Here is an 18,082-nt window from a genome sequence, read left to right on the forward strand (position 1 = left end):
CCGGCATCACCCCGCACACCACCCACGTCCGCTCCGGCGAAGCCGAACTCAACCGCATCACCGGCGCCCAGCCCCCCTCCGGCATCCCCATCACCGTCACCGCACCCGTCACGGAGCGCCCCAAGCGCGGCGCCTCGTCGTCCCGCAGCCGGCGCAGCCGCCCCGCCCAGACCCGCCGCTCCCCCGCTGCATCCCAGGGGCAGACGGGCACCTCACAACGCCAGTCCTCGTTCAGAAGCGCCGCATGAAATCACAGCCCTGGCAGTCGCGCTCGGCCCATTGATCCACCGAACACGAAAGGTGTCCCTTGACGCTGATTCTCACGCAGCCACGGCAGACGGCCCGCATCGAGCTGACTGCCGCCGACGCCATGACTACACCCGGACCGCAGGTCGGCGATGACATGATCGTCGACGTCGCCCTGTCCGTCCTCATCGGCGCCGGCGTGGGGCACCTGATCGTCCGCGGGGAGGACGATCGCTGTGCCGGTCTGGTCTCCCGGGCCCAGCTCACCGCGTACCGCAGTGGCTCCTGGTACGCCGAGGACACGCGGTTGCGGGACATCGTCCACGACCGGGGACCGTTCACCCTGTCAGAGACGTCGCTGACCGAAGCGGAATACGCCATGCGGGCCCGAGAACTCGGCGTCTCGCCCGTGGTCGACGAGGACGGGTACATCCTCGGCGTCCTCGCCCTCGCACACTGATATTCCCCGGCCGGCCGGCTGGCCGTGTCCGCTCTTCCCTCCAACCCTGTTGAGGCACTATGCGCTGCGTCATCGCCCGCTTCCCCTTCGACCTGGTCAAGAGTGACGTGCAGCAATCGATGAAGGGCATCAAGCCCGAACCCGTCACGGGTGAGTCCGTGACCATCGGCCGCCGCACGTTCCCCGTCAAGCAGGTGGGCGAAGTGATCACCGGACAGGATCGCCGCGATTTCACCGCCGGTGAAGTAACCAGGGCTCTCACCCGCCTCGGCTTCACCTGCCACACCGCCCCCGCGCTCGTCCATCCGCCCGTCCTCACCCCGCTGCAAACGGCGTCGGCACAGCTCGGGGCAGCGGCGCACATATGACTGAGACCGGACAGCACTGAGGGCTCCGACCGGCCACCGCGCGGAGCCCTCTTCTCGCCGGCCTCCACGACGGCTTCGTCCGGACAGCACGCTCAGTGGCCCGCGAGGAGCTTCACGCCCACGACCCCTACGCCGATCGCAGTGTCCAAGAGGCCTGAAGTGAGCGCGCTCAGCGGGCCGTTGCCCATCCGCAGGCCGGTCCGCCAGCCCCACAGGAACAGGGACGCCACCTCCACCCCGGCGCTGGTCAGCAGCGCGGTGCCCAGATCCATCGCGCCCAGCGCCGACATGCCGATCAGCGCCAGTGGCCCCACGGCGCTCAGCAGCAACGGACTGGAGACATGCAACCCCGTCCGGATTTCTGCCCGGCTCGCGCCGCGCCCGGTCACGGCACGGTGCGCCTGCTCGTCGGCGACCAGCGTGGCCAGCCATACCCCGAGCGCTGTCACCGCCACGGTGAGCGCCGCCTCGGTGTGGTCGGACTCCTCTGCCTCGGCAAGGGTCACCACGACGGCGGCCAGGGTGATGGTCGCGTAGATCCGCTCCTTCAGCCGTGCGGCCGCGATGTCACCGGCGCGGGCGGCGGTGGCAGCGTTCTGCTGGGGGGCGACCGGTCGCGGTTTCGGGTCCGGTCTCGTCATGCCGACCCGGATTCGGGCACGCTGACCGCAGCGTCGGCCAGGATCAGGGTCATGCGCGCGCCCTTCCGCCGTGAAGCCACGTGCCCGAAGTACCGCTTCAGTGACAAACGGTAACCGACCGGACACGGCGCAGACCTGTCCACGAGCGTGCGGGTGTCGGGCACGGGTCCGTGTGCGGTGCCGCCGACCCGCGAGGCCTCACCGGATCACTCGACCGGCCAGGTATGTGCAGGTGCGTTGAGGTGCATGTAGTCGATGTACTGCTGTGTCATCCGCCGCAACGCTTCATGGCGCCCCACGTGGGTGGAGTCGTCGATGTGGTGGAACATCTCCTGCTGCCACACCGCGCCGTTGCGTCCGGTGACGCACCGCTGTTCGATGATCCCCAGCAGCGGTTCCCGCCACGCCGCGTCCATGCCCCAGCGCTCCAGCCCCTGGTGCGCCAGCGGAAGAAGACGCCGCAGTACCAGTTCGGACACCGGCACCTCACCCATCCCGGGCCAGTACAGACGCGCGTCCATCCCCCGCCGCGCCGCGGCGTGCAAGTTGTCCTCGGCTGCCGAGAACGACATCCGCGACCAGACCGGCCGTTCCTCGTCGACCAGGCCGCGCGTCAGCCCGTAGTAGAAGGCGCCGTTCGCGAGCACATCGGCAACCGTGGGACCAGCGGGGAGCACCCTGTTCTCCACCCGCAAATGCGGTTTGTCATGGGCGACGGCGTAGACCGGGCGGTTCCAGCGGTAGATCGTGCCGTTCTGCAGAGTGAGCTCGGCCAGTTGAGGCGCGTCTCCGCCGTCCAGTGTCTCCTTCGGATCCTCCTCGTCGCACAAGGGCAGCAGGGCGGGGAAGTAGCGCAGGTTTTCTTCGAAAAGGTCGAAGACGCTGTTGATCCACCGCTCTCCGAACCACACCCGGGGTCTCACCCCCTGCACCTTGATCTCTTCCGATCGGGTGTCGGTGGCCTGCTCGAAGAGCGGGATACGCGTCTCGTGCCAGAGCTCCTTGCCGAAGAGGAACGGCGAGTTCGCAGCCAGGGCTACCTGCACCCCCGCGATCGCTTGCGCCGCGTTCCAGTAGTCGGCGAAATCGTCCGGCGAGACCTGTAGATGGAACTGGGTACTCGTGCATGCCGCCTCGGGCGTGATGGTGTCCGCGTACGTCCGCAACCGGTCCACCCCGTCCACGTCGATCCGCAGATCCTCACCCCGAGCCGCGAACACCTGCTCGTTCAGCAGCCGGTACCGCGGGTCCTCCGACAGTCCCGCCTCACTCACATCCGACTGCCGAAGCGTCGGCAGGATGCCCACCATGATCAGATGCGCGCCGACCGCCGCGGCCCGCTCCTCTGCGTGGTTGAGGGCGTCCCGGATCTCCTTCTCCCACGCATCGGGACCACCGGCCGTCAGTGTCCGCGGTGGGATGTTGATCTCCAGATTGAACCGGCCCAGCTCAGTCGCCCAGGCCGCATCCGCGATCGCCTCGAGCACCTCCGTGTTACGCATGACCGGCTCGCCGCTCGCGTTCACCAGATTCAGCTCGATCTCCAGACCCACCTGCGGCCGCTCGAACTCGAATCGTGCCTCACGCAGCATCTGCTCGAACGCGTCGAGGCACTCCTGCATCTTGATCCGGTAACGGCGGCGGTCCTCACGGGTGAACACCATCGCCGGGACATCTCGACCCATCGGCCCTCCCGAGTCCCCTCGGCAGACACCCCCGCTCCGCTCCAAGCGTCCCACTCCCCCGCCGCCCGGACCAGCCAAGACGGGCCCGTAGGCCACCCGTATGCCCCGTGACGTGCACCGTGACCGCACGTAGGGCTGCGGACACAAGGAGTCCCCCTGCGCGACGAGGTGCCGTACGTGTCGAGCCATGGTCATCATGGAATTGCCCGGCCGCAGGAGCGCGGGGCAGGAAGGGAAACGCGATGGAGCTGTTCCCGCCAATGCCGCTCGCGGAGTGGCAGGAAACCAAAGAAACTCTGCACCGATTCGCGCAAGTCGTCGGCAAGATCCGTCTCGCCGCGAGCGCCCGCCGCAACCACTGGTGGAACGTTCCGTTCCATCTCACCGGACGCGGCGTCACCACACGTCCGATGCGAGAGGTCGACGGTCATTCGGTTTTCACGATCGACTTCGACTTCGTCGACCATCAACTGGTCCTCGCGACCTTGGACGGCAGAGCGATGTCCGTCCCGCTCCTGGGCCAGTCGGTGGCGTCCTTCCACAACAGCACCCTTGAGGCACTGGCCGCACTGGGCGTCCGGGTGAGCATCAACATTCCCCGGCCGTTCGACCTGCCCGATGCCGATCGGCCGTTCGCCGAGGACACTGAGCATGCGGCCTACGATCCCGTGCTCGCCAACCGCTACTGGCAGGTACTCAGCCAGGTGGCGTTGGTGCTGGAGGAATTCGCAGCCGGCTTTTCGGGAAAGGTCAGCCCCGTACACCATTTCTGGCACACCTTCGATGTCGCCCACAGCCGGTTCTCGGGGCGTCACATGGACCAGCCGCCGCAGGTCGATCCCGTATCACGGGAGGCGTACTCCCGGGAGCTGATCAGCTTCGGATTCTGGTTCGGTGACGATGCGTTCGCCGCGCCCGCTTTCTACTCCTACACCGCGCCCGAGCCTGCGGAACTGACCGGGGAGCCGCTCACGCCCGCTTCGGCACATTGGGTTGCTCGCAATACTGGCCACCTGGCCGTGCTGCCGTACGACTCGGCCCGCGCCGAGAGCGATCCTCGCGCCGTTGTGCTCGCCTTCTACGAAAGCGCGTACCAGGCCGGAGCCCGACGGGCCGGCTGGGACATCGCCGGCTCCGCAGCACCGGGCGGTATTACGGACCCTCAACTGCCGGTCCCAGGTCTGTGAAGGCCAGGGGGTGACCGCTCGGAGGCCCTCGAAGCACGGCAGTGTCCGGAGCCCTCAACAGCAACGTCACCGCAGGCGTTGCTGCCAGTCCGCGGGGACCTTGCCCTGCGGGCCCGGGGTCGGCTGGGAGGCCGGGTGCGAGGCAGGCGGGAGCAGCTGCGGGCCCTCGTAGTACTGATCGGTCTCAGTGTTCCAGAACCAGTTCTCTCCCGGCTCGAAGCTGGTCAGGAAGGCGTGCCCCGCCTGGCGTGCATGCTTCGTACCGTGTTGCGAGGGGGATGAATCGCAGCATCCGATGTGCCCGCACGCGGCGCAGCGGCGCAGGTGAAACCACCATCCCGGTCCGTCGCCTGCCAGGCAGTCCGCGCAGCCGTCGCCGCTCGGAGTCGCTGTTGGATCGATGCCCGGAATCCGGTCGTGTGCCATGTGACATGCCTCTCTGGTGAGGCTGAGCAGGCGTCCTTGGGGACCTGTTCCGTGTGCTGAGATCAGCAACCTGCCTTCTTGCATCGTAACCGGCCGGGCAGCAGTGAGCGCTTCCATCGCCGCTGCCACGCACGACGCCCGGCCATTCAACGGTCCCGCACAGGTTCTCAGGGCGCTGTGCCGGGCTCCCCCGCACCATGGTGGACCCGGCACGGCGTGACATCCGCCGTGCCGAGTCCCGGGCGTCAGCCGCACCTACGGCCGCTGTTGATGCAGCCCACTGCCTTCCTCATCAGCGATGCGGACATCACGTTGATGAAGTCACCGTGGTCCGTCACTGGCTTGTGCAACTGCTCGGGGAAGCTGTCGACGGCGAACAACGAGCCGGGCGCAATGTTGTACGTGATCCGCTGGACCAGCTGAGGGATGGCCCGGAATCCCTGGGGGCAGGCGCCGTTGGGGCCGGCGAAGGCCACATGCGTGCGGTGATTCGCGCTGTCGGTGTTGCTGCCGTCCCAGCAGCTCTGGAATTTGAACGTACGCACCACGTTGCTGCCCCGCGGGCACAGCGGGTACTTGTCCTTCAGTTGCCGGTTCTCGAAGCCGGTGCAGCTCCAGGAGGCGTTGGCGTTGGTTGTTCCGTTGGTGAACGCCTTGGCATCGCCGGTGATGATGCGCAGGAACGTGGGCATCGCGGTGACCTTGCTGACAGGGCTGCCGCGGAAGGTGAGTTGCGCCGAAGCCGGCTGGAGAATGCGTCCGACGTTGCCGTCCTTCCCTCCACCGGGGAGGTTGGCGTCGCCCTCGTTCTTCCCGTTGCGCAGCCGCAGGACCGGCCAGTAGTGGGTGGAGCGGTCACCGTTGGTGCACGTCGTGCCGGCGGCGGCGAGGTCGTCATTGGTGGCGAAGGCGTCCGTCTCAAGATTCCCGACATAGTCGTGCATGTGGTGGGCACCGTTGCTCACACCCGGAGCGACGATGACGTTGTCGGGGTTGAAGTGCTTGTTCTCGTTGCGCCCGCAGCGCGACTGGAACGTACCGCGGGAGGCGTTCGACTGCAGACGGGGATTGACGGCATTGGGTCGTACCTTGCGAATGTCTACGAAGTCCGACCTTTGGGGACCGGTCTGCGCCGGGCTGCCGACGGGCGGAGCGGAGGCACCCGCGGCAGGGGGGTTCGCAGCTGCAGCGACGGAGGGCGACGCGGAGGCGGAAGCGGGGGCCACCTCGTCCCGCTTGACCGTGCAGGACGCCAGCGAGTCCAGTTGCTCCGGCCGGTTCGACACCCGGTCGATCTCGGCGGCGATGCGGTCCAGTGTGAGGCGGCGCTGGGACGACAGGGGGTCCAGCACTCGCGTGCGCACCCACTTCTGGTCAGCCTTCCCGCCGGCCGCGGCGAGTTGCCCATAGGCATCCGCGACCTGACTGTCCAGCTGCGCCAGCTCGTTGTCCACGGTGGGCCGCGCCTGCTGCGGCACTTGCGACAAACGGACGGCGACGTCCGGACAATTGATGGTCATCGCAGCCGCCGCGGCCCACTGCGGGCGCGCGGATCCCCGCGCGGCCTCGGCGTTGTTGTCGGTCATCAGGAGAGCTCCGCCCCCCACCGCCATTGCTGCCACCGCGGCGACCGTCATGCCGATCCATCTGGACCGCTTGTGTCTCTGCCCGTACCTCACAGGCTCGCCCCTCTTTGGTTGCTATGTCACACCGGGGACTTCATGCCCCTCGGCCGAGTCGAACCGTGCCGTGCCCTCACCCGCTCGGGCGCAAGACACAGCACAACGCAGTGAGATACGGAAACCAGGGCTGTTCTACTCAGTACGGGAAAAAGAAGTCACCGCCCCCGGCCCTCGCGGATTGACGCCCCCCACCACTGAGCTGAGCCAGTCCGCGTGGATCCCTGTCATCCCATGGTGCCGCCGCAGGTCAGGTCCTCCGCCCAAACGGCCCCGCGCGGACACTAAGCGGCTACAGGGCCTGGATACATGCCTTGGCGACGAGCACATCCTGTTCGGCGGTACCACCAGAGACACCCACAGCACCGATGGTCCGCCCGTCCGGAGAGACGACGGGCAATCCGCCGCCGAAGGAAACGATGCCTCCATTGCTCCACTCGATGCCATGGACCGGCCCGCCCGGTTGCGAGACCTCGCCCAGGGCAGCGCTGGGCATGCCACCGGGGATCCGGAACGGCCGCCGCACGTGGAACTGCGGTACCGCACCGGCCCTCGAAGACCTTGACTCGGTTACGGGGCGGCACCTTCACGGACTTCACTCAGATTCCGTGCGTAGGAAATTCCTGCGCGTCCGCCCAGCAGGACCTCTCCAGTGGGTTCGAATCCTGTACGGGCCAGCACGGCTCGCGAACCGGCGTTGTCGAGTGTCGTCGAGGCCCGCAGCGTGGTCAGACCGTACTCCGCGGCGGCAAGGGCGCATATCTGACGGACGGAGGTCGTAGCCAGGCCTTGACGGGCGGCCTTCTCGGCGATCCGGTACCCGAGCTCGGCAGAACCGCCCTCCACATCGATCAGGTTGACCCGTCCCAGCACCTCGCCACCGCTGCCCACCAGTACGTGGAAGAAGTGCAGCCCAGCGGCCTGCTCGGCGAGCAAGTCGCTGTGCCGTGTGTCGAAATGGGTGAAGTAGTCGTCGCCACGGTCCGGAATCGAGGCGGCGAAGTAGGCCCGATTCTCCTGCTCGAACGCGAGCAGGGCTGGGGCGTGGTCGAAGCGAAGAAGTTGAAGTTCGGGCATGGGAGAACATTACGCATCCCCGCACCTGGGGATGGATCTGCCCCGCTCGGTGTCCCGAGTGGCGACAACCGTCAGCGTCACGGGCGTAGATGAGCCAGTAGCCCGTCCCCGACCAGTTAGGTGTGGCGTCTCAGGACGTTGGTTCCACGAAGTCCTCGAACACGAGTTGCTGCGGGTAGGAATCGATAGCGGCTCCGGTGGCTGGTTGAAGGAGACGCGGGGTCGCCGCGGCCGTCGCGGTCGCCCTGAGCTCGGAGGAGAACGACAGTCGCCGATCTTGTCGACGGGCAGGCGAAGAGGTAGGTCTCCTTGCTGACAACGGCCCCCTTGTCGAGCGAGGGCGTGCACTCGTCGTCCACACCGTCGCTGGGCACGCAGTCCGACCCGACCACGGACAGACGGTTGCAACACGTGGGCGGTGTCGCCGTCACGTACGAGTGCGCGCAGCGAGCGGTAAGGCAATGGCCGCAGGTGCTGATCACGCTCGGGATTCCACTGAACGCGGGCGTGGGCACACCGCAGTTGGCGCTTCCAGGCGGCGCGGCCGGCATGCAGTCTCGCCCGTATTCGGAGAGGCAGCCGTGTCGCAGTGTTGCTCATGGCATTCGGTGAACCCGTTCAGGTATGACCTGGTCAGGGGTCAGTCATCGGTCAGGGCCGCGACGCTCTCAACCTCGTAGTCAGCCGGGTTTGCCGGCCGCCCGCAATGGGCAGCCAGTGCCGACACGCGTAGCGAGTTCGGCCCGCAGGGTGAGGAGTTCGGCCATGCGTGCGTCGATGACCTGGATCTTCTCCTCGAACAGCGCGGACAACGCTTCCGCGGCGTCCGGCGCCTGGCTCAGCTCCTCGCCGTGCCGCGCGATCTCCGCCAGCGAGAATCCGAGTGTCTGCGCAGTCCGGACATACTCCAGCCAGGCCACTGCCTCGGGCGGGAAGTCACGGTAACCATTGGCCAGCCGCCGGCCCGTGACGAGGCCGACCTTCTCGTAGAACCGGATGGTGTCCCTGGTCATGCCCGCCTGCGCGGCCAACTCTCCGATACGCATGACCCTCCGTCGAATGATGGGCTTGACCTTGGAGCGTACTCCACTGTTTACCGTGAGGCGTCGCTGTCGTGAGACCACCAGGAGCCTCATTGTGATCCGTCTCTTCGCCCCCGCACGCCCCACCTATCTTCGCGTCGTACGCGCGAGCGCCTGGTACGACCTCGTCGTCACGGCGGGATTCGCGACGCCGTGGACGTACGCGCTGCTGCACGACGCGCTGTCATCGTTGGGCAACACACTCGGGCTGGGCGTCCTGCCCGAACTCGACCCGATGCAGACCCTGTACGCGAATCTGATGGGTTCGGTCGTGGTCGTCTGGGCCGTCCTGCGTATCGTCAGGCCGCTGCCGGTGCACGGACTGCTCGACGGCATCGCGCGCACACTGTTCGCGGCATGGCAGGCGTACGCGATCGCCCACGGCGCCCCGCAGCTGCTGTGGCTGTTCTTCAGCATGGAGGTGGCGTTCGGCCTCGTCCAGCTTGTGCCGTGGTGGCGGAACCGGCACACGAACCTGTTGGACCACGAAGCCGGCCCGACCGATAGGCACCCGCTCAGCACGGCGAGTCAGCGAGGCCCGGCTTGAGGCACATGCACCGGCACCCCTCGCACGTGCTCCTGCTCGATGACTGTGCCGATGGACTACCGATGAACCGGCTCGTCACTGGGACCCGACCAGGAGACCCATGTCATTCGATCACGCTGCCAGGCAGGGGGAAATCGGTTGTGGCGAGCCGCGGGCAGGCCGAGCGTCGGCCGGGTCCAGGTGCTGCGGGAATCCGGCCACCTGCTGGTGCGCGGGCTGCCCGCACAGCACACACGGCAGCGGAGACGGGAGGTGTCGAGTTTGTCGGGCTCCGCACCTGGCGTGCTGGTGTCGGCCGTCTCCTGTACCGCAGGTACCTCTTCCGGCAGGCGCGCCCGGGCATGATCTCCACGCCGCCGACCGTTGCCGTGCCGTCGAGGTGCCGATAGGCACCGTCGGCGGCGTCAGTAGCGCTCGACCGTCGACGCCCCACCGTATTCGGAGCCGGACAGACCAAGCGTCGCGTCGTAGGCGTTCTTGTGATCGCCATTGCTGTCGTGCGCCTCGATGGCGTCCGAAACCGCTTCGCGCAGCGCCTTGTCATCCTTGTTCATGCCGACGCCGTAGGGCTCCTCGGTGAACGGGCTGCCGACGACCCTCAGCTTGTCCGGGCGCTGGGCGGCGTAGCCCATGAGGATGGCGTCGTCCGTGGTGACGGCATCGACCTCTTTGCCGATCAGTTTGTCGACGCACTCGTTGTACTTGGATGTCTCGACGGTCTTGGTGTTGTAATCGGGCTTCTTTATCTCCCGGAGCGCGGTGGAGCCCTTGACCGAGCAGACCGTCTTGCCCTGCAGAGAAAACGGCCCACTGATCGTCCTGTCGTCCTTGCGGACCAGAAGGTCGGCGCCCGCCGTGTAGTACGGGCCGGCGAATCCCACTCGCTTCTTGCGCTCGTCGTTGATCGTGTACGTGCCGATGTACAGGTCGACCTCGCCGTTGGAGATGGCGGCCTCGCGGTTCTTGGTGTCGACCGTTTTGAACTCGATCTTTTCAGGGGAGAAACCGAGGTCGGCGGCGACCATCTTCGCGATCTCGATGTCGAAGCCGGACCGCTGGCCGTTCGCGTCCTGGAAGCCGAGGTACGGCTGGTCGTTCTTGGCGCCGATGACGAGCTTGCCGGCCCGCTGGGCCTTCCGCAGGGTCGGGGAGTCGATCTTGACGTCCTTGGCGACCTCGTACGTGGGCAGCCTTGGCTTGTCCCAGCCGCCCGAGCTGGCGGTGGGCTTGTCAGCAGCATTGCCGGACTCGCCATCACAGGCGGTTGCAGTGAGGGCGACCGCAAGCACAGCGATCGCCGCGGCTGCGGCGGACGTGCAGGGCTTCATGGTGAAACATCCTTATATCAACAGGTTCGGCAGATTCGGCGGTTGGAGACAGGGGCGTCGCCGCATGGAGTCACGCGTCAGGGGTGCAGAATCTTCGCAGGAGGTCCATGCTCGGTTGCTGCGTGGGTTGTCGCGGAACTCATGCGGTGAAGCCGCTTCGACGATCTTCCCGTCGGCAACGAACACGACCCGTTTCGCGGCGGATCATGCGAAGCCCATCTCGTACCGAAGGCCAGGCCGACGACAGCGCACAGCCGGGCCCGCTGCTCGCTCTCCGGGGCAGCGGCTTCCCGCCGATCGAAACCAGGCCGACCCGCAGCAAGGACGGCGCCCCCGGCCACCGAAGTGCCCGTCATTCGGCTCTTTGCTCCGTCCTCGTCGTTGGGCAGGACAATAGGGACAGGGCGGTCTCGCCGTCACTAGATCTGAGCAAAACTTGAGCATCACGGTCCGGCTACGCATATCTCCAGTCCGTGCGCGGTGAGCGGACCCTTGTTGACGGATCACCGTCATAATGCTCGGATGACTGCCGCCTCCTCCCCTCCCTCTTCTGCGTCGGTACAGCGCGCCCGCGTCGTCATCGTGGGCGCAGGACCTGCCGGTCTCACAGTCGCCAACATCCTGCGAGCCGCCTCCGTCGACTGCGTACTGCTGGAAACGGAGAGCAGAGAGTTCATCGAACAGCGGCCCCGCGCGGGCTTCATCGAGGAGTGGGCGGTACGCGCCCTTGAACAGCGCGGGCTGGCCAACCGGCTACTGGAACATGCACAGGCGCACAGCGAGTGCGAATTCCGTTTCGCGGGTGAGCGCCACCGGTTCCGGTACGGCGAGCTGTCCGGGCACCGTCATTTCGTCTACCCACAGCCACTGTTGGTGACAGATCTGGTGCGCGAGTACGCGGACGACGGGGCCGGCGACGTCCGCTTCGGCGTACGCGATGTGGAACTGCACGCCATCGACACAGATCAGCCGTCGGTGTCCTATACGGACCCGGAGACGGGCGAGCGCCGGCGCATCGACTGCGATGTCATCGCCGGCTGCGACGGCGCACGCGGCGTGACGCGCACCTGCTTGCCGCCGGAACACACCACCGTCGCCCGGCACGACTACGGTGTCGGCTGGCTGGCTCTCCTCGCGGAGGCGCCGCCGTCCTCCGACTGTGTCGTCTTCGGCATCCATCCGCGCGGCTTCGCCGCCCATATGGCTCGCAGCCCCCAGGTCACCCGCTACTACCTCGAATGCCCGCCCGGCGACGACCCGGAGAACTGGCCGCACGAGCGGGTGTGGTCCGAGCTCCGCGACCGGCTGTCGGCGGATGGGGCCCGGCCGCTCGCCGAGGGACGGCTGATCGAGAAGCGGGTGCTGGACATGCACAACTACGTCGTGGAGCCGATGGCATACGGACGGCTGTATCTGGCCGGCGACTCGGCCCACCTTGCGGCACCGATCGCTGCGAAGGGCATGAACCTCGCGCTGCACGATGCGCTGCTGCTCGGCGACGCGCTCGTCGCGTACTGCGGCATGGGCGACGACAGGGGTCTGAGCGACTACTCGGCGGCCTGTCTGCGGCGCGTGTGGCAGTACCAGGAGTTCTCGCAGTGGCTCTCCGACGTGCTGCACGGGGCCTCGTCGGGCGACCCCTTCCGGGCGGGCTCCGCGGCTGCCCGGCTGCGACGGATCCTCGGCTCGCCCGCCGCCGCGGCCGCTTTCGCCGAGTTGTACATCGGCAAGGACACCGATTACTGACCTGGACCGGCGGCTGGGCCGGCTGCCTCTCGTACTCGAAGTCGCCCTTTACCCGAAGTTGTCCTTCGCCACAGCTGGCTCAGCGCACACAGCTTCTTCCACCAGCAGCCGTACGGCGGCCGCGATCGACTCCGCGTCGATTCCGGACGCGTGCAGTTGCTCCTCCGGCTCAGCCGAAGCGGGCATGTTCTGGACGGCGAGCCGTACCAGTCGCGGTACCGGGCGGCCGTCCGAGAAGACTCCCGCCACCGCGTCGCCGAGGCCGCCCTCGTGGCGATGGTCCTCCACCGTCAGCAGACAGCCGGTCTCGTCGGCCGCCTTCTGGAGCGTCTCCGCATCGACGGGCTTGACGGAGTAGAGATCGACGACGCGCACGCCGATGTTCTCCCGGTCCAGCAGCTCGGCTGCCGCGAGCGCCTCATGGACCGTCACTCCGGCGGCGACGACAGTGACACGGTCCCGCTCCCCCGAGCGGAGCACCTTGGAACCGCCCACAGGGAACTCCTCGTCCGGACCGTAGACGACCGGCATCTCGCCCCTGCTGGTGCGCAGATAGCTCACATTCGGCAGGTCTGCCATGGCCTCGACGAGCCGGGCCGTCTGGTTGCCGTCGCACGGGTAGAGCACCGTGCTGCCGTGCACGGCACGGAACATCGCCAGGTCCTCAAGACCCATCTGGGACGGCCCGTCCTGGCCGATCGCGACCCCCGCGTGCGAGCCGACGAGATTGATCGAGGCGCGGCTGACGGCTGCCATCCGTACGAAGTCATGGGCGCGGGTCAGGAACGCCGCGAACGAGGAGGCGTACGGGACGTATCCCCGTGCCTGCATCCCCACAGCCGCCGCGACGAGCTGCTGCTCGGCGATGTAGCACTCGAAGAAGCGGCTCGGATGTGCCTTCGCGAAGTATTCGGTACGCGTCGAGTCGCTGACCTCCCCGTCGAGCGCGACGATGTCTCCGCGCACCGAGCCGAGTGCGGCGAGCGCCTGTCCGTACGCCGTGCGGGTGGCGACCGAGTCGCCGATGTCGAAGCGCGGCATCGGAAGGTGCACGCCGCGGGCGCCGTGCAGCACCCGTCCCGCGGGCGGGGACTGGACCTCCACCCGGATGAAGCGCGGCCCGCCGAGTTCCTCGATGGCCGCGTCCGCGTCCGGCAGCGGTTTGCCGTGCATGCCCTCCCGGTCCTCGACGGTGGAGACGCCGCGTCCCTTGTGGGTCCGGGCGATGATCGCGGTGGGCCGCCGGAAGGTGGAGCGGGCTTCCGCCAGCGCCGCGTCGACGGCGGCGACATCGTGCCCGTCGATCTCGATGGTGTGCCAGCCGAAGGCCTCCAGCCGCCGCGCGTAGGCGTCGAGGTCCCACTCGTGGCGGGTGGGCCCGCGCTGGCCGAGCCGGTTCACATCGATGAGCAGCGTCAGATTGTCGAGACGCTCGTACGCCGCGTGCTCGACGGCCTCCCAAACGGAACCCTCGGCCATCTCGCTGTCGCCCGACAGCACCCACACCCGGTAGGGGATCTGGTCGAGTTTCTTGCCCGCCAGCGCCATGCCGACGCCGATCGGCAGACCCTGCCCGAGGGACCCGGTGGCTACGTCCACCCAGGGCAGCCGGGGCGTCGGATGCCCTTCGAGGCGGCTGTCGAGACGCCGGAAGGTGAGGAGCTCCTCATCGTCGACGACGCCCGCCGCCCGGTAGAGGGCGTACAGAAGTGGCGACGCATGCCCCTTGGAGAAGATCAGCCGGTCGTTGCCGGGGTGCTCCGGCCGGTCGAAGTCGTAGCGCAGATGGTTGGCCAGCAGGACGCCGGCCAGGTCCGCGGCGGACATGGAGGACGTCGGATGCCCGGAACCGGCCGCGTCCGCGGCGCGGACGGCGTCCACGCGCAATTGCTGGCCCAGTTCAGTCAGTAGTTCGGTTCGCATGTCACTCCTCCTTGACGGTGGGATCCGGGACCCAGGACCCGGGCGAATCCGTACCGGGACCGCCGTGCGCGGGGCCCGTCATGCGTTGGCAGGGGAAAAGGAGGGCTACCGGGCGGGGACCGCCGTCCGCGCCAGGAGCTGATGATTCCTCCTCATTTATCCCATGGCCGTTCGGTCGATTCGTCGAGTCCCCTGCCCGGACACAGCCAAACCTGCCGTTCCACGTCGAGGCATGGGGCGGGCGACTTCGGGTACCGCTGGGTCAGCGTGCATCTCACTGCCGCAGAGATCGACGATGCCGCCCGCGCGCGTCGTGACTTGCAGGCTCGTGAGGCATCCGGCGCGCAGGAGGCGGAGCGAGCGCGCCCTCGCGGCTCGCGCGTACCTCGCCTCCGGGGCACGATGAGGAACGAACCGTTTTCCCCTTTACTCCCCGTGACGTGCTAAGAACCATTCGACCGGGACACCGAGTGTGATGGACAAGGAAACGAGAGCGGCCAAGTCCGCAGCAGCTGCAACCTCGAGCGCCGCCGCTTTCGGCGCGCCCTGCTGGGTCAGCCTCATGGCCCGTGACCTGGAGGCTGCCCAAGATTTCTACGGAGCGGTCCTGGGGTGGCGCTTTCGCAAGGGCAGACTGGGCGACCAGTTCAGCGTCGCCTTCCACCAGAGCACACCGGTCGCCGGCATCGGGGCCCTGGCACCTCAGCTGCAGATCGCCGTCGCGTGGACTCCGTACTTCGCTGTCACCGATACGGATGAGGCAGCAGCACGTATCCGGGAGCGCAGCGGCACGGTCGCGGTCGGTCCGCTCACCTTCTCGCTGGGGCGCGGAGCCCTGGCTTCCGACCGGGACGGCGCCGTTTTCGGCATCTGGGACGGCGAGCTCATCCCCGACTGGCACAGCTGGCGCAAGCGCACGCCCACCTGGCTGAGGCTGCGGACCCGGAACGCATTCGAGGCCGCCATCTTCTACGGTGAAGTGCTCGAGTGGGCGTGCGAGCGCCCTGGCAGCTGTGAGGTCAGCTACGAGGAGAACGAGGTCGTCCTGCACAGCGACGGGCACGTTCTCGCGCGCCTCAGCTCGGGGGCGGAAGATGCAGTGCCGGATCCCATGATCCAGCCCCGGTGGCACATCCACTTCCCGGTCAAGGACGTGGACGCCACCGCCGATGCTGCCGTCAAGAACGGCGGCTTCGTGCTGGTCCGGCGGTCCACACCTCATGGACCTGAGACGACGCTGTGCGATGCCGACGGCGCCCTTTTCACGGTCACCAGCCGTCAGTTCCTCGAGTGACGTTCCCCGGCTGATCTACGCCAAGTACTGATCTACGCCAAGTGCGCGTGGTCGCCGAAGCGCCACGTCTTTGCACGGGCGGCCCCACTCCGGGGCCGCCCGCACACACTTACCGGCCTCCGCCCGGCCGGGAAGCGCCGCCTTGCGCCCTGACAGCAGCTACGACCGGCGCGACACGGCGTCCACGATTTCCCGCGCGCTGCCGTACGCCCCGTCCGCCGGCAGGCCGTTCACCAGATCGATCAGTCGGTCCGGGGCGTGGCGCTCGCTCAGAGTGTGCACCAGGTCCCGGCGCTTCGCCGGGAAAGCCGCGCGGCCCAGGTGACGGGCCAGCTCAACCCTCAAGTGTTCATCGGCTCCCAGCGAGCCCACCGCAGGCACCGGGCCCGACGCGATGTCCGGGTCGTCATCGGCGCCCGGCTCCGGGTCGTGCCATTCCTCTACCCGAGTGGGGTGTCCTGAACGGAGCAGTCCCTGCAATTCGTGCTTCATCTCGTCATCCTTGCGGACACTGAGGCGGTCGCTGCCTCGCTGCATGTCTCCTCCTCGCTCATGGGGACTGTGCACGTACCCGATCCGTCCTCCCTGACACAGGCGATGGAGGAGCGGAATGCACAGTTCCAGCATGCGGCTCCGGTGCAGCAAGTTTCCATACGGTTCAGCCGGGCACGTGCGCTTCCTCGAACACCGGACGCCGCACAGCAGGCGAAGGCGTGGATGAATCGGGTGCGCGTACCGACCGGCCCGCGACGCCCACGACCCGCTCGTTCGAGGTGATGGTCCCGGTCAACGGGCCGCACTGCGCCTCGATCGCTTGTCACGCACCCATCGGCGTGCGGCGGCGAGCTGAGGGTGCCGTTCGCGCTGTTCGCGTGCGCTGCGGTCCAGCTCTTCCATCAGGCGCTTGGAGCGTTGGGCGATGTCCAGCTCTGCCAGGATCCGGTCGATCTCCGTGAGCAGTGCGCCAAGAAGCTGCCAGTGGCGCGGGTGCCGCTGAACGCCCTCAAGCAGCAGCTCCGCCGCCCTCTCGCGGGCCGCGGCGGCCGCGGCGAGTTCGCCGGCCAGCCGGGACTCCGCGGCATCGGCGCTCTCGCTCACCTGCGTGGTCACCAGTACGGCGAAGCTGACGAGGGCGTCGGCGACATGGGCCAGCAGCTCCTCGAGGGCGACCCCCTCCTCCGGCGGGAACAGATCCTCCTCACCGCGCGCCTTGGCGAGGTCGGTCATCGTGCGGGCAAGTACCCGCAGAACCACCGCACAGATCTCCAGGGTGTCGAGCCCGGTGCGCAGCACCACTCGGCGCAGCAGTCCTTCCTTCACCCGCGGATTCAGCCGAAGGCTGTCCTCGGCCTGGCGCAGCGCTCCGTCGACGTCGGCAATGTCGTGGTCGAGGCGGCGTGCTTCATGGAGCCGGGCGGCGGCGCGCTCCACCGTGGTGTGGCTGCTCAGTTCCTCCCCGATGCGCAGAAGCAGCCGGCGCATCCGTCGGGCCAGGTCCTGGATGGAATCACCGGCCGGCCCCACCCAGACGGGGGGCACAAGCAGAACGTTGAACAGGAGGCCCACCCCCGCGCCGATCAGTGTCTCCAGCACACGGTCCCATGCGGTGTACGCAATCCGGCTCACGCCGAGCACGAGCATCGCGCTGATCGCGACCTCCGGGACGAACTCACCGACGCGCACCAGGCGCCCCACCACCAGGGAAGCCAGGATGATCAGTCCCAGGCTCCACCACGTCAGGCCGACGAGAGCGCTGAAGCCGCTGGCGATCAGAACACCGGCGATCACGGAGTTCACTCGGCGGATGCCGGTGGTGAGAGTGGAGTAGAGAGTCACCTGGACTACGAGGAGCGCGGTGAGGGGAGCGGTGAGAGGAGCGGGTTCGCTGGTCAGCCACAGGGCAGCGACGTAGGCGAGAGTCGCGGCCGCCGTCGAACGCAACGTCTGGACGACGGTGGCTTCCCTGCGCCGGCTGACGAACTCGACAATCGGCTCTCTTACTGGGTTGAGAAGATCAGGCACCCCTTGGTCCTTCCCGCGCTCGAGCGGGCCAGACGTAGTCCAGCTGTCCGGCCCGCCGCCGCGGTCAGCGTTTCCTCGGCGCCGCGCGTTTCTCGGCGGGCCCGTGCTTCGGCCGGCCTCGCGCGACGTAGCGTTCCGCAGCGAGCACGGCTTCTCTGGCCGTGCGCTCTCCCATCAGTACACACAGGGTGTAGGCGGTGTCCTCGAAGCGCATGCGCGCTTCACCGTCGTGGGGGGCAGCCAGATAGAGGTGCTCATGTGCCCGGTAGCGGGCCATCAGTCCGGCGATGACAGCGAGGTCAGGCATCAACATCAGTGCCCTCCTTGAGTGAAAGCACCAGCGGGTGCGCACCCAGCGGTCAGTCCGGGCC

Annotated in this window: 18 protein-coding genes and 3 pseudogenes; 7 read left to right on the plus strand and 14 right to left on the minus strand. The window is 67.7% G+C overall.

What is annotated here, in order from left to right; all coding sequences use genetic code 11:
* The 3 genes and pseudogenes from AB0D12_RS33275 to AB0D12_RS33285 all read left to right on the plus strand — a co-directional run.
* A pseudogene (locus AB0D12_RS33275) lies at positions 1-248 on the plus strand (ATP-dependent helicase); the annotation flags it as partial.
* 59 nt (positions 249-307) lie between these two features.
* Entirely contained in the window at positions 308-706 is a 399-nt protein-coding gene (locus AB0D12_RS33280) for a CBS domain-containing protein (RefSeq protein ID WP_362691285.1), read from the plus strand.
* A 59-nt stretch (positions 707-765) separates the two neighbouring features.
* Positions 766-1,074, plus strand: a complete 309-nt coding sequence (locus AB0D12_RS33285) for an SCO5918 family protein (RefSeq protein ID WP_362691288.1) — start codon at positions 766-768, stop codon at positions 1,072-1,074.
* Positions 1,075-1,166: 92 nt separating this feature from the next.
* Here AB0D12_RS33285 and AB0D12_RS33290 read toward each other — a convergent pair whose 3' ends face one another.
* Positions 1,167-1,715 carry a hypothetical protein gene (locus tag AB0D12_RS33290; protein ID WP_362691291.1) on the minus strand — a complete coding sequence of 183 codons (549 nt, stop codon included), beginning with the start codon at positions 1,713-1,715 and terminating at the stop codon, positions 1,167-1,169.
* Between the two features lie 206 nt (positions 1,716-1,921).
* A complete protein-coding gene (locus AB0D12_RS33295; protein WP_362691294.1) occupies positions 1,922-3,400 on the minus strand; it encodes a glutamate--cysteine ligase in 1,479 nt (492 codons plus the stop codon).
* Between the two features lie 242 nt (positions 3,401-3,642).
* On the opposite strand from AB0D12_RS33295, the gene AB0D12_RS33300 reads away from it, so the two are divergent.
* Entirely contained in the window at positions 3,643-4,587 is a 945-nt protein-coding gene (locus AB0D12_RS33300; RefSeq protein WP_362691297.1) for a DUF5996 family protein, read from the plus strand.
* Between the two features lie 66 nt (positions 4,588-4,653).
* Here the strand turns inward: AB0D12_RS33300 and AB0D12_RS33305 are convergent, their stop codons facing one another.
* The 6 genes and pseudogenes from AB0D12_RS33305 to AB0D12_RS33330 form a co-directional block, all read right to left on the minus strand.
* A complete protein-coding gene (locus tag AB0D12_RS33305; RefSeq protein ID WP_362691300.1) occupies positions 4,654-5,013 on the minus strand; it encodes a UBP-type zinc finger domain-containing protein in 360 nt (119 codons plus the stop codon).
* Positions 5,014-5,258: 245 nt separating this feature from the next.
* On the minus strand, positions 5,259-6,599 hold the full coding sequence (locus tag AB0D12_RS33310) for a DUF1996 domain-containing protein (protein ID WP_362691303.1): 1,341 nt from the start codon (positions 6,597-6,599) through the stop codon (positions 5,259-5,261).
* A gap of 385 nt (positions 6,600-6,984) precedes the next feature.
* Positions 6,985-7,188 carry a heme-binding protein gene (locus AB0D12_RS33315; protein ID WP_362691306.1) on the minus strand — a complete coding sequence of 68 codons (204 nt, stop codon included), beginning with the start codon at positions 7,186-7,188 and terminating at the stop codon, positions 6,985-6,987.
* A 74-nt stretch (positions 7,189-7,262) separates the two neighbouring features.
* Positions 7,263-7,769, minus strand: a complete 507-nt coding sequence (locus AB0D12_RS33320) for a GNAT family N-acetyltransferase (protein WP_362691309.1) — start codon at positions 7,767-7,769, stop codon at positions 7,263-7,265.
* A gap of 441 nt (positions 7,770-8,210) precedes the next feature.
* Positions 8,211-8,344 (minus strand): annotated as a pseudogene (locus tag AB0D12_RS33325) (DUF4291 family protein); the annotation flags it as partial.
* A 105-nt stretch (positions 8,345-8,449) separates the two neighbouring features.
* On the minus strand, positions 8,450-8,815 hold the full coding sequence (locus AB0D12_RS33330; RefSeq protein ID WP_362691312.1) for a MerR family transcriptional regulator: 366 nt from the start codon (positions 8,813-8,815) through the stop codon (positions 8,450-8,452).
* A 91-nt stretch (positions 8,816-8,906) separates the two neighbouring features.
* Between AB0D12_RS33330 and AB0D12_RS33335 the strand changes: the two genes are divergently transcribed.
* Positions 8,907-9,398: a hypothetical protein gene (locus AB0D12_RS33335; RefSeq protein WP_362691315.1), complete on the plus strand. Its 492-nt coding sequence runs from the start codon at positions 8,907-8,909 to the stop codon at positions 9,396-9,398.
* Between the two features lie 404 nt (positions 9,399-9,802).
* On the opposite strand, the gene AB0D12_RS33340 is transcribed toward AB0D12_RS33335, so the two are convergent.
* On the minus strand, positions 9,803-10,726 hold the full coding sequence (locus tag AB0D12_RS33340; protein ID WP_362691318.1) for a glutamate ABC transporter substrate-binding protein: 924 nt from the start codon (positions 10,724-10,726) through the stop codon (positions 9,803-9,805).
* A gap of 108 nt (positions 10,727-10,834) precedes the next feature.
* Positions 10,835-10,951, minus strand: a pseudogene (locus AB0D12_RS33345) (amino acid ABC transporter ATP-binding protein); the annotation flags it as partial.
* Between the two features lie 297 nt (positions 10,952-11,248).
* On the opposite strand from AB0D12_RS33345, the gene AB0D12_RS33350 reads away from it, so the two are divergent.
* Positions 11,249-12,472 (plus strand): 4-hydroxybenzoate 3-monooxygenase, encoded by a 1,224-nt coding sequence (locus AB0D12_RS33350; RefSeq protein ID WP_362691321.1) that lies wholly within the window; start codon positions 11,249-11,251, stop codon positions 12,470-12,472.
* Positions 12,473-12,520: 48 nt separating this feature from the next.
* Here the strand turns inward: AB0D12_RS33350 and AB0D12_RS33355 are convergent, their stop codons facing one another.
* Positions 12,521-14,395, minus strand: a complete 1,875-nt coding sequence (locus AB0D12_RS33355; RefSeq protein WP_362691324.1) for a transketolase — start codon at positions 14,393-14,395, stop codon at positions 12,521-12,523.
* A gap of 475 nt (positions 14,396-14,870) precedes the next feature.
* Here AB0D12_RS33355 and AB0D12_RS33360 point away from each other — a divergent pair, with 475 nt between their 5' ends.
* A complete protein-coding gene (locus AB0D12_RS33360; protein WP_362691327.1) occupies positions 14,871-15,689 on the plus strand; it encodes a VOC family protein in 819 nt (272 codons plus the stop codon).
* A 159-nt stretch (positions 15,690-15,848) separates the two neighbouring features.
* Here AB0D12_RS33360 and AB0D12_RS33365 read toward each other — a convergent pair whose 3' ends face one another.
* From AB0D12_RS33365 to AB0D12_RS33375, 3 genes are all read right to left on the minus strand, one after another.
* Entirely contained in the window at positions 15,849-16,226 is a 378-nt protein-coding gene (locus AB0D12_RS33365; protein WP_362691330.1) for a DUF2795 domain-containing protein, read from the minus strand.
* Between the two features lie 249 nt (positions 16,227-16,475).
* Entirely contained in the window at positions 16,476-17,711 is a 1,236-nt protein-coding gene (locus tag AB0D12_RS33370; protein WP_362691333.1) for an aromatic acid exporter family protein, read from the minus strand.
* 64 nt (positions 17,712-17,775) lie between these two features.
* Positions 17,776-18,024, minus strand: coding sequence for a DUF5133 domain-containing protein (locus AB0D12_RS33375; protein WP_362691336.1), 249 nt, complete (start codon positions 18,022-18,024; stop codon positions 17,776-17,778).
* Positions 18,025-18,082: the final 58 nt, after the last annotated feature.

Origin of the sequence: Streptomyces sp. NPDC048479 (genome assembly GCF_040651435.1) — a bacterium.
Classification (GTDB): domain Bacteria; phylum Actinomycetota; class Actinomycetes; order Streptomycetales; family Streptomycetaceae; genus Streptomyces.

What these genes read in the sequence shown, in the direction of transcription:
- AB0D12_RS33320 (WP_362691309.1), bottom strand. Translation starts at nt 7,769, where the DNA reads ATGCCCGAACTTCAACTTCTTCGCTTCGACCACGCCCCAGCCCTGCTC.
- AB0D12_RS33305 (WP_362691300.1), bottom strand. Translation starts at nt 5,013, where the DNA reads ATGGCACACGACCGGATTCCGGGCATCGATCCAACAGCGACTCCGAGC.
- AB0D12_RS33300 (WP_362691297.1), top strand. Translation starts at nt 3,643, where the DNA reads ATGGAGCTGTTCCCGCCAATGCCGCTCGCGGAGTGGCAGGAAACCAAA.
- AB0D12_RS33355 (WP_362691324.1), bottom strand. Translation starts at nt 14,395, where the DNA reads ATGCGAACCGAACTACTGACTGAACTGGGCCAGCAATTGCGCGTGGAC.
- AB0D12_RS33350 (WP_362691321.1), top strand. Translation starts at nt 11,249, where the DNA reads ATGACTGCCGCCTCCTCCCCTCCCTCTTCTGCGTCGGTACAGCGCGCC.
- AB0D12_RS33365 (WP_362691330.1), bottom strand. Translation starts at nt 16,226, where the DNA reads ATGCAGCGAGGCAGCGACCGCCTCAGTGTCCGCAAGGATGACGAGATG.
- AB0D12_RS33315 (WP_362691306.1), bottom strand. Translation starts at nt 7,188, where the DNA reads ATGCCCAGCGCTGCCCTGGGCGAGGTCTCGCAACCGGGCGGGCCGGTC.
- AB0D12_RS33290 (WP_362691291.1), bottom strand. Translation starts at nt 1,715, where the DNA reads ATGACGAGACCGGACCCGAAACCGCGACCGGTCGCCCCCCAGCAGAAC.
- AB0D12_RS33285 (WP_362691288.1), top strand. Translation starts at nt 766, where the DNA reads ATGCGCTGCGTCATCGCCCGCTTCCCCTTCGACCTGGTCAAGAGTGAC.
- AB0D12_RS33310 (WP_362691303.1), bottom strand. Translation starts at nt 6,599, where the DNA reads ATGACCGACAACAACGCCGAGGCCGCGCGGGGATCCGCGCGCCCGCAG.
- AB0D12_RS33330 (WP_362691312.1), bottom strand. Translation starts at nt 8,815, where the DNA reads ATGCGTATCGGAGAGTTGGCCGCGCAGGCGGGCATGACCAGGGACACC.
- AB0D12_RS33340 (WP_362691318.1), bottom strand. Translation starts at nt 10,726, where the DNA reads ATGAAGCCCTGCACGTCCGCCGCAGCCGCGGCGATCGCTGTGCTTGCG.
- AB0D12_RS33360 (WP_362691327.1), top strand. Translation starts at nt 14,871, where the DNA reads ATGGACAAGGAAACGAGAGCGGCCAAGTCCGCAGCAGCTGCAACCTCG.
- AB0D12_RS33295 (WP_362691294.1), bottom strand. Translation starts at nt 3,400, where the DNA reads ATGGGTCGAGATGTCCCGGCGATGGTGTTCACCCGTGAGGACCGCCGC.
- AB0D12_RS33375 (WP_362691336.1), bottom strand. Translation starts at nt 18,024, where the DNA reads ATGTTGATGCCTGACCTCGCTGTCATCGCCGGACTGATGGCCCGCTAC.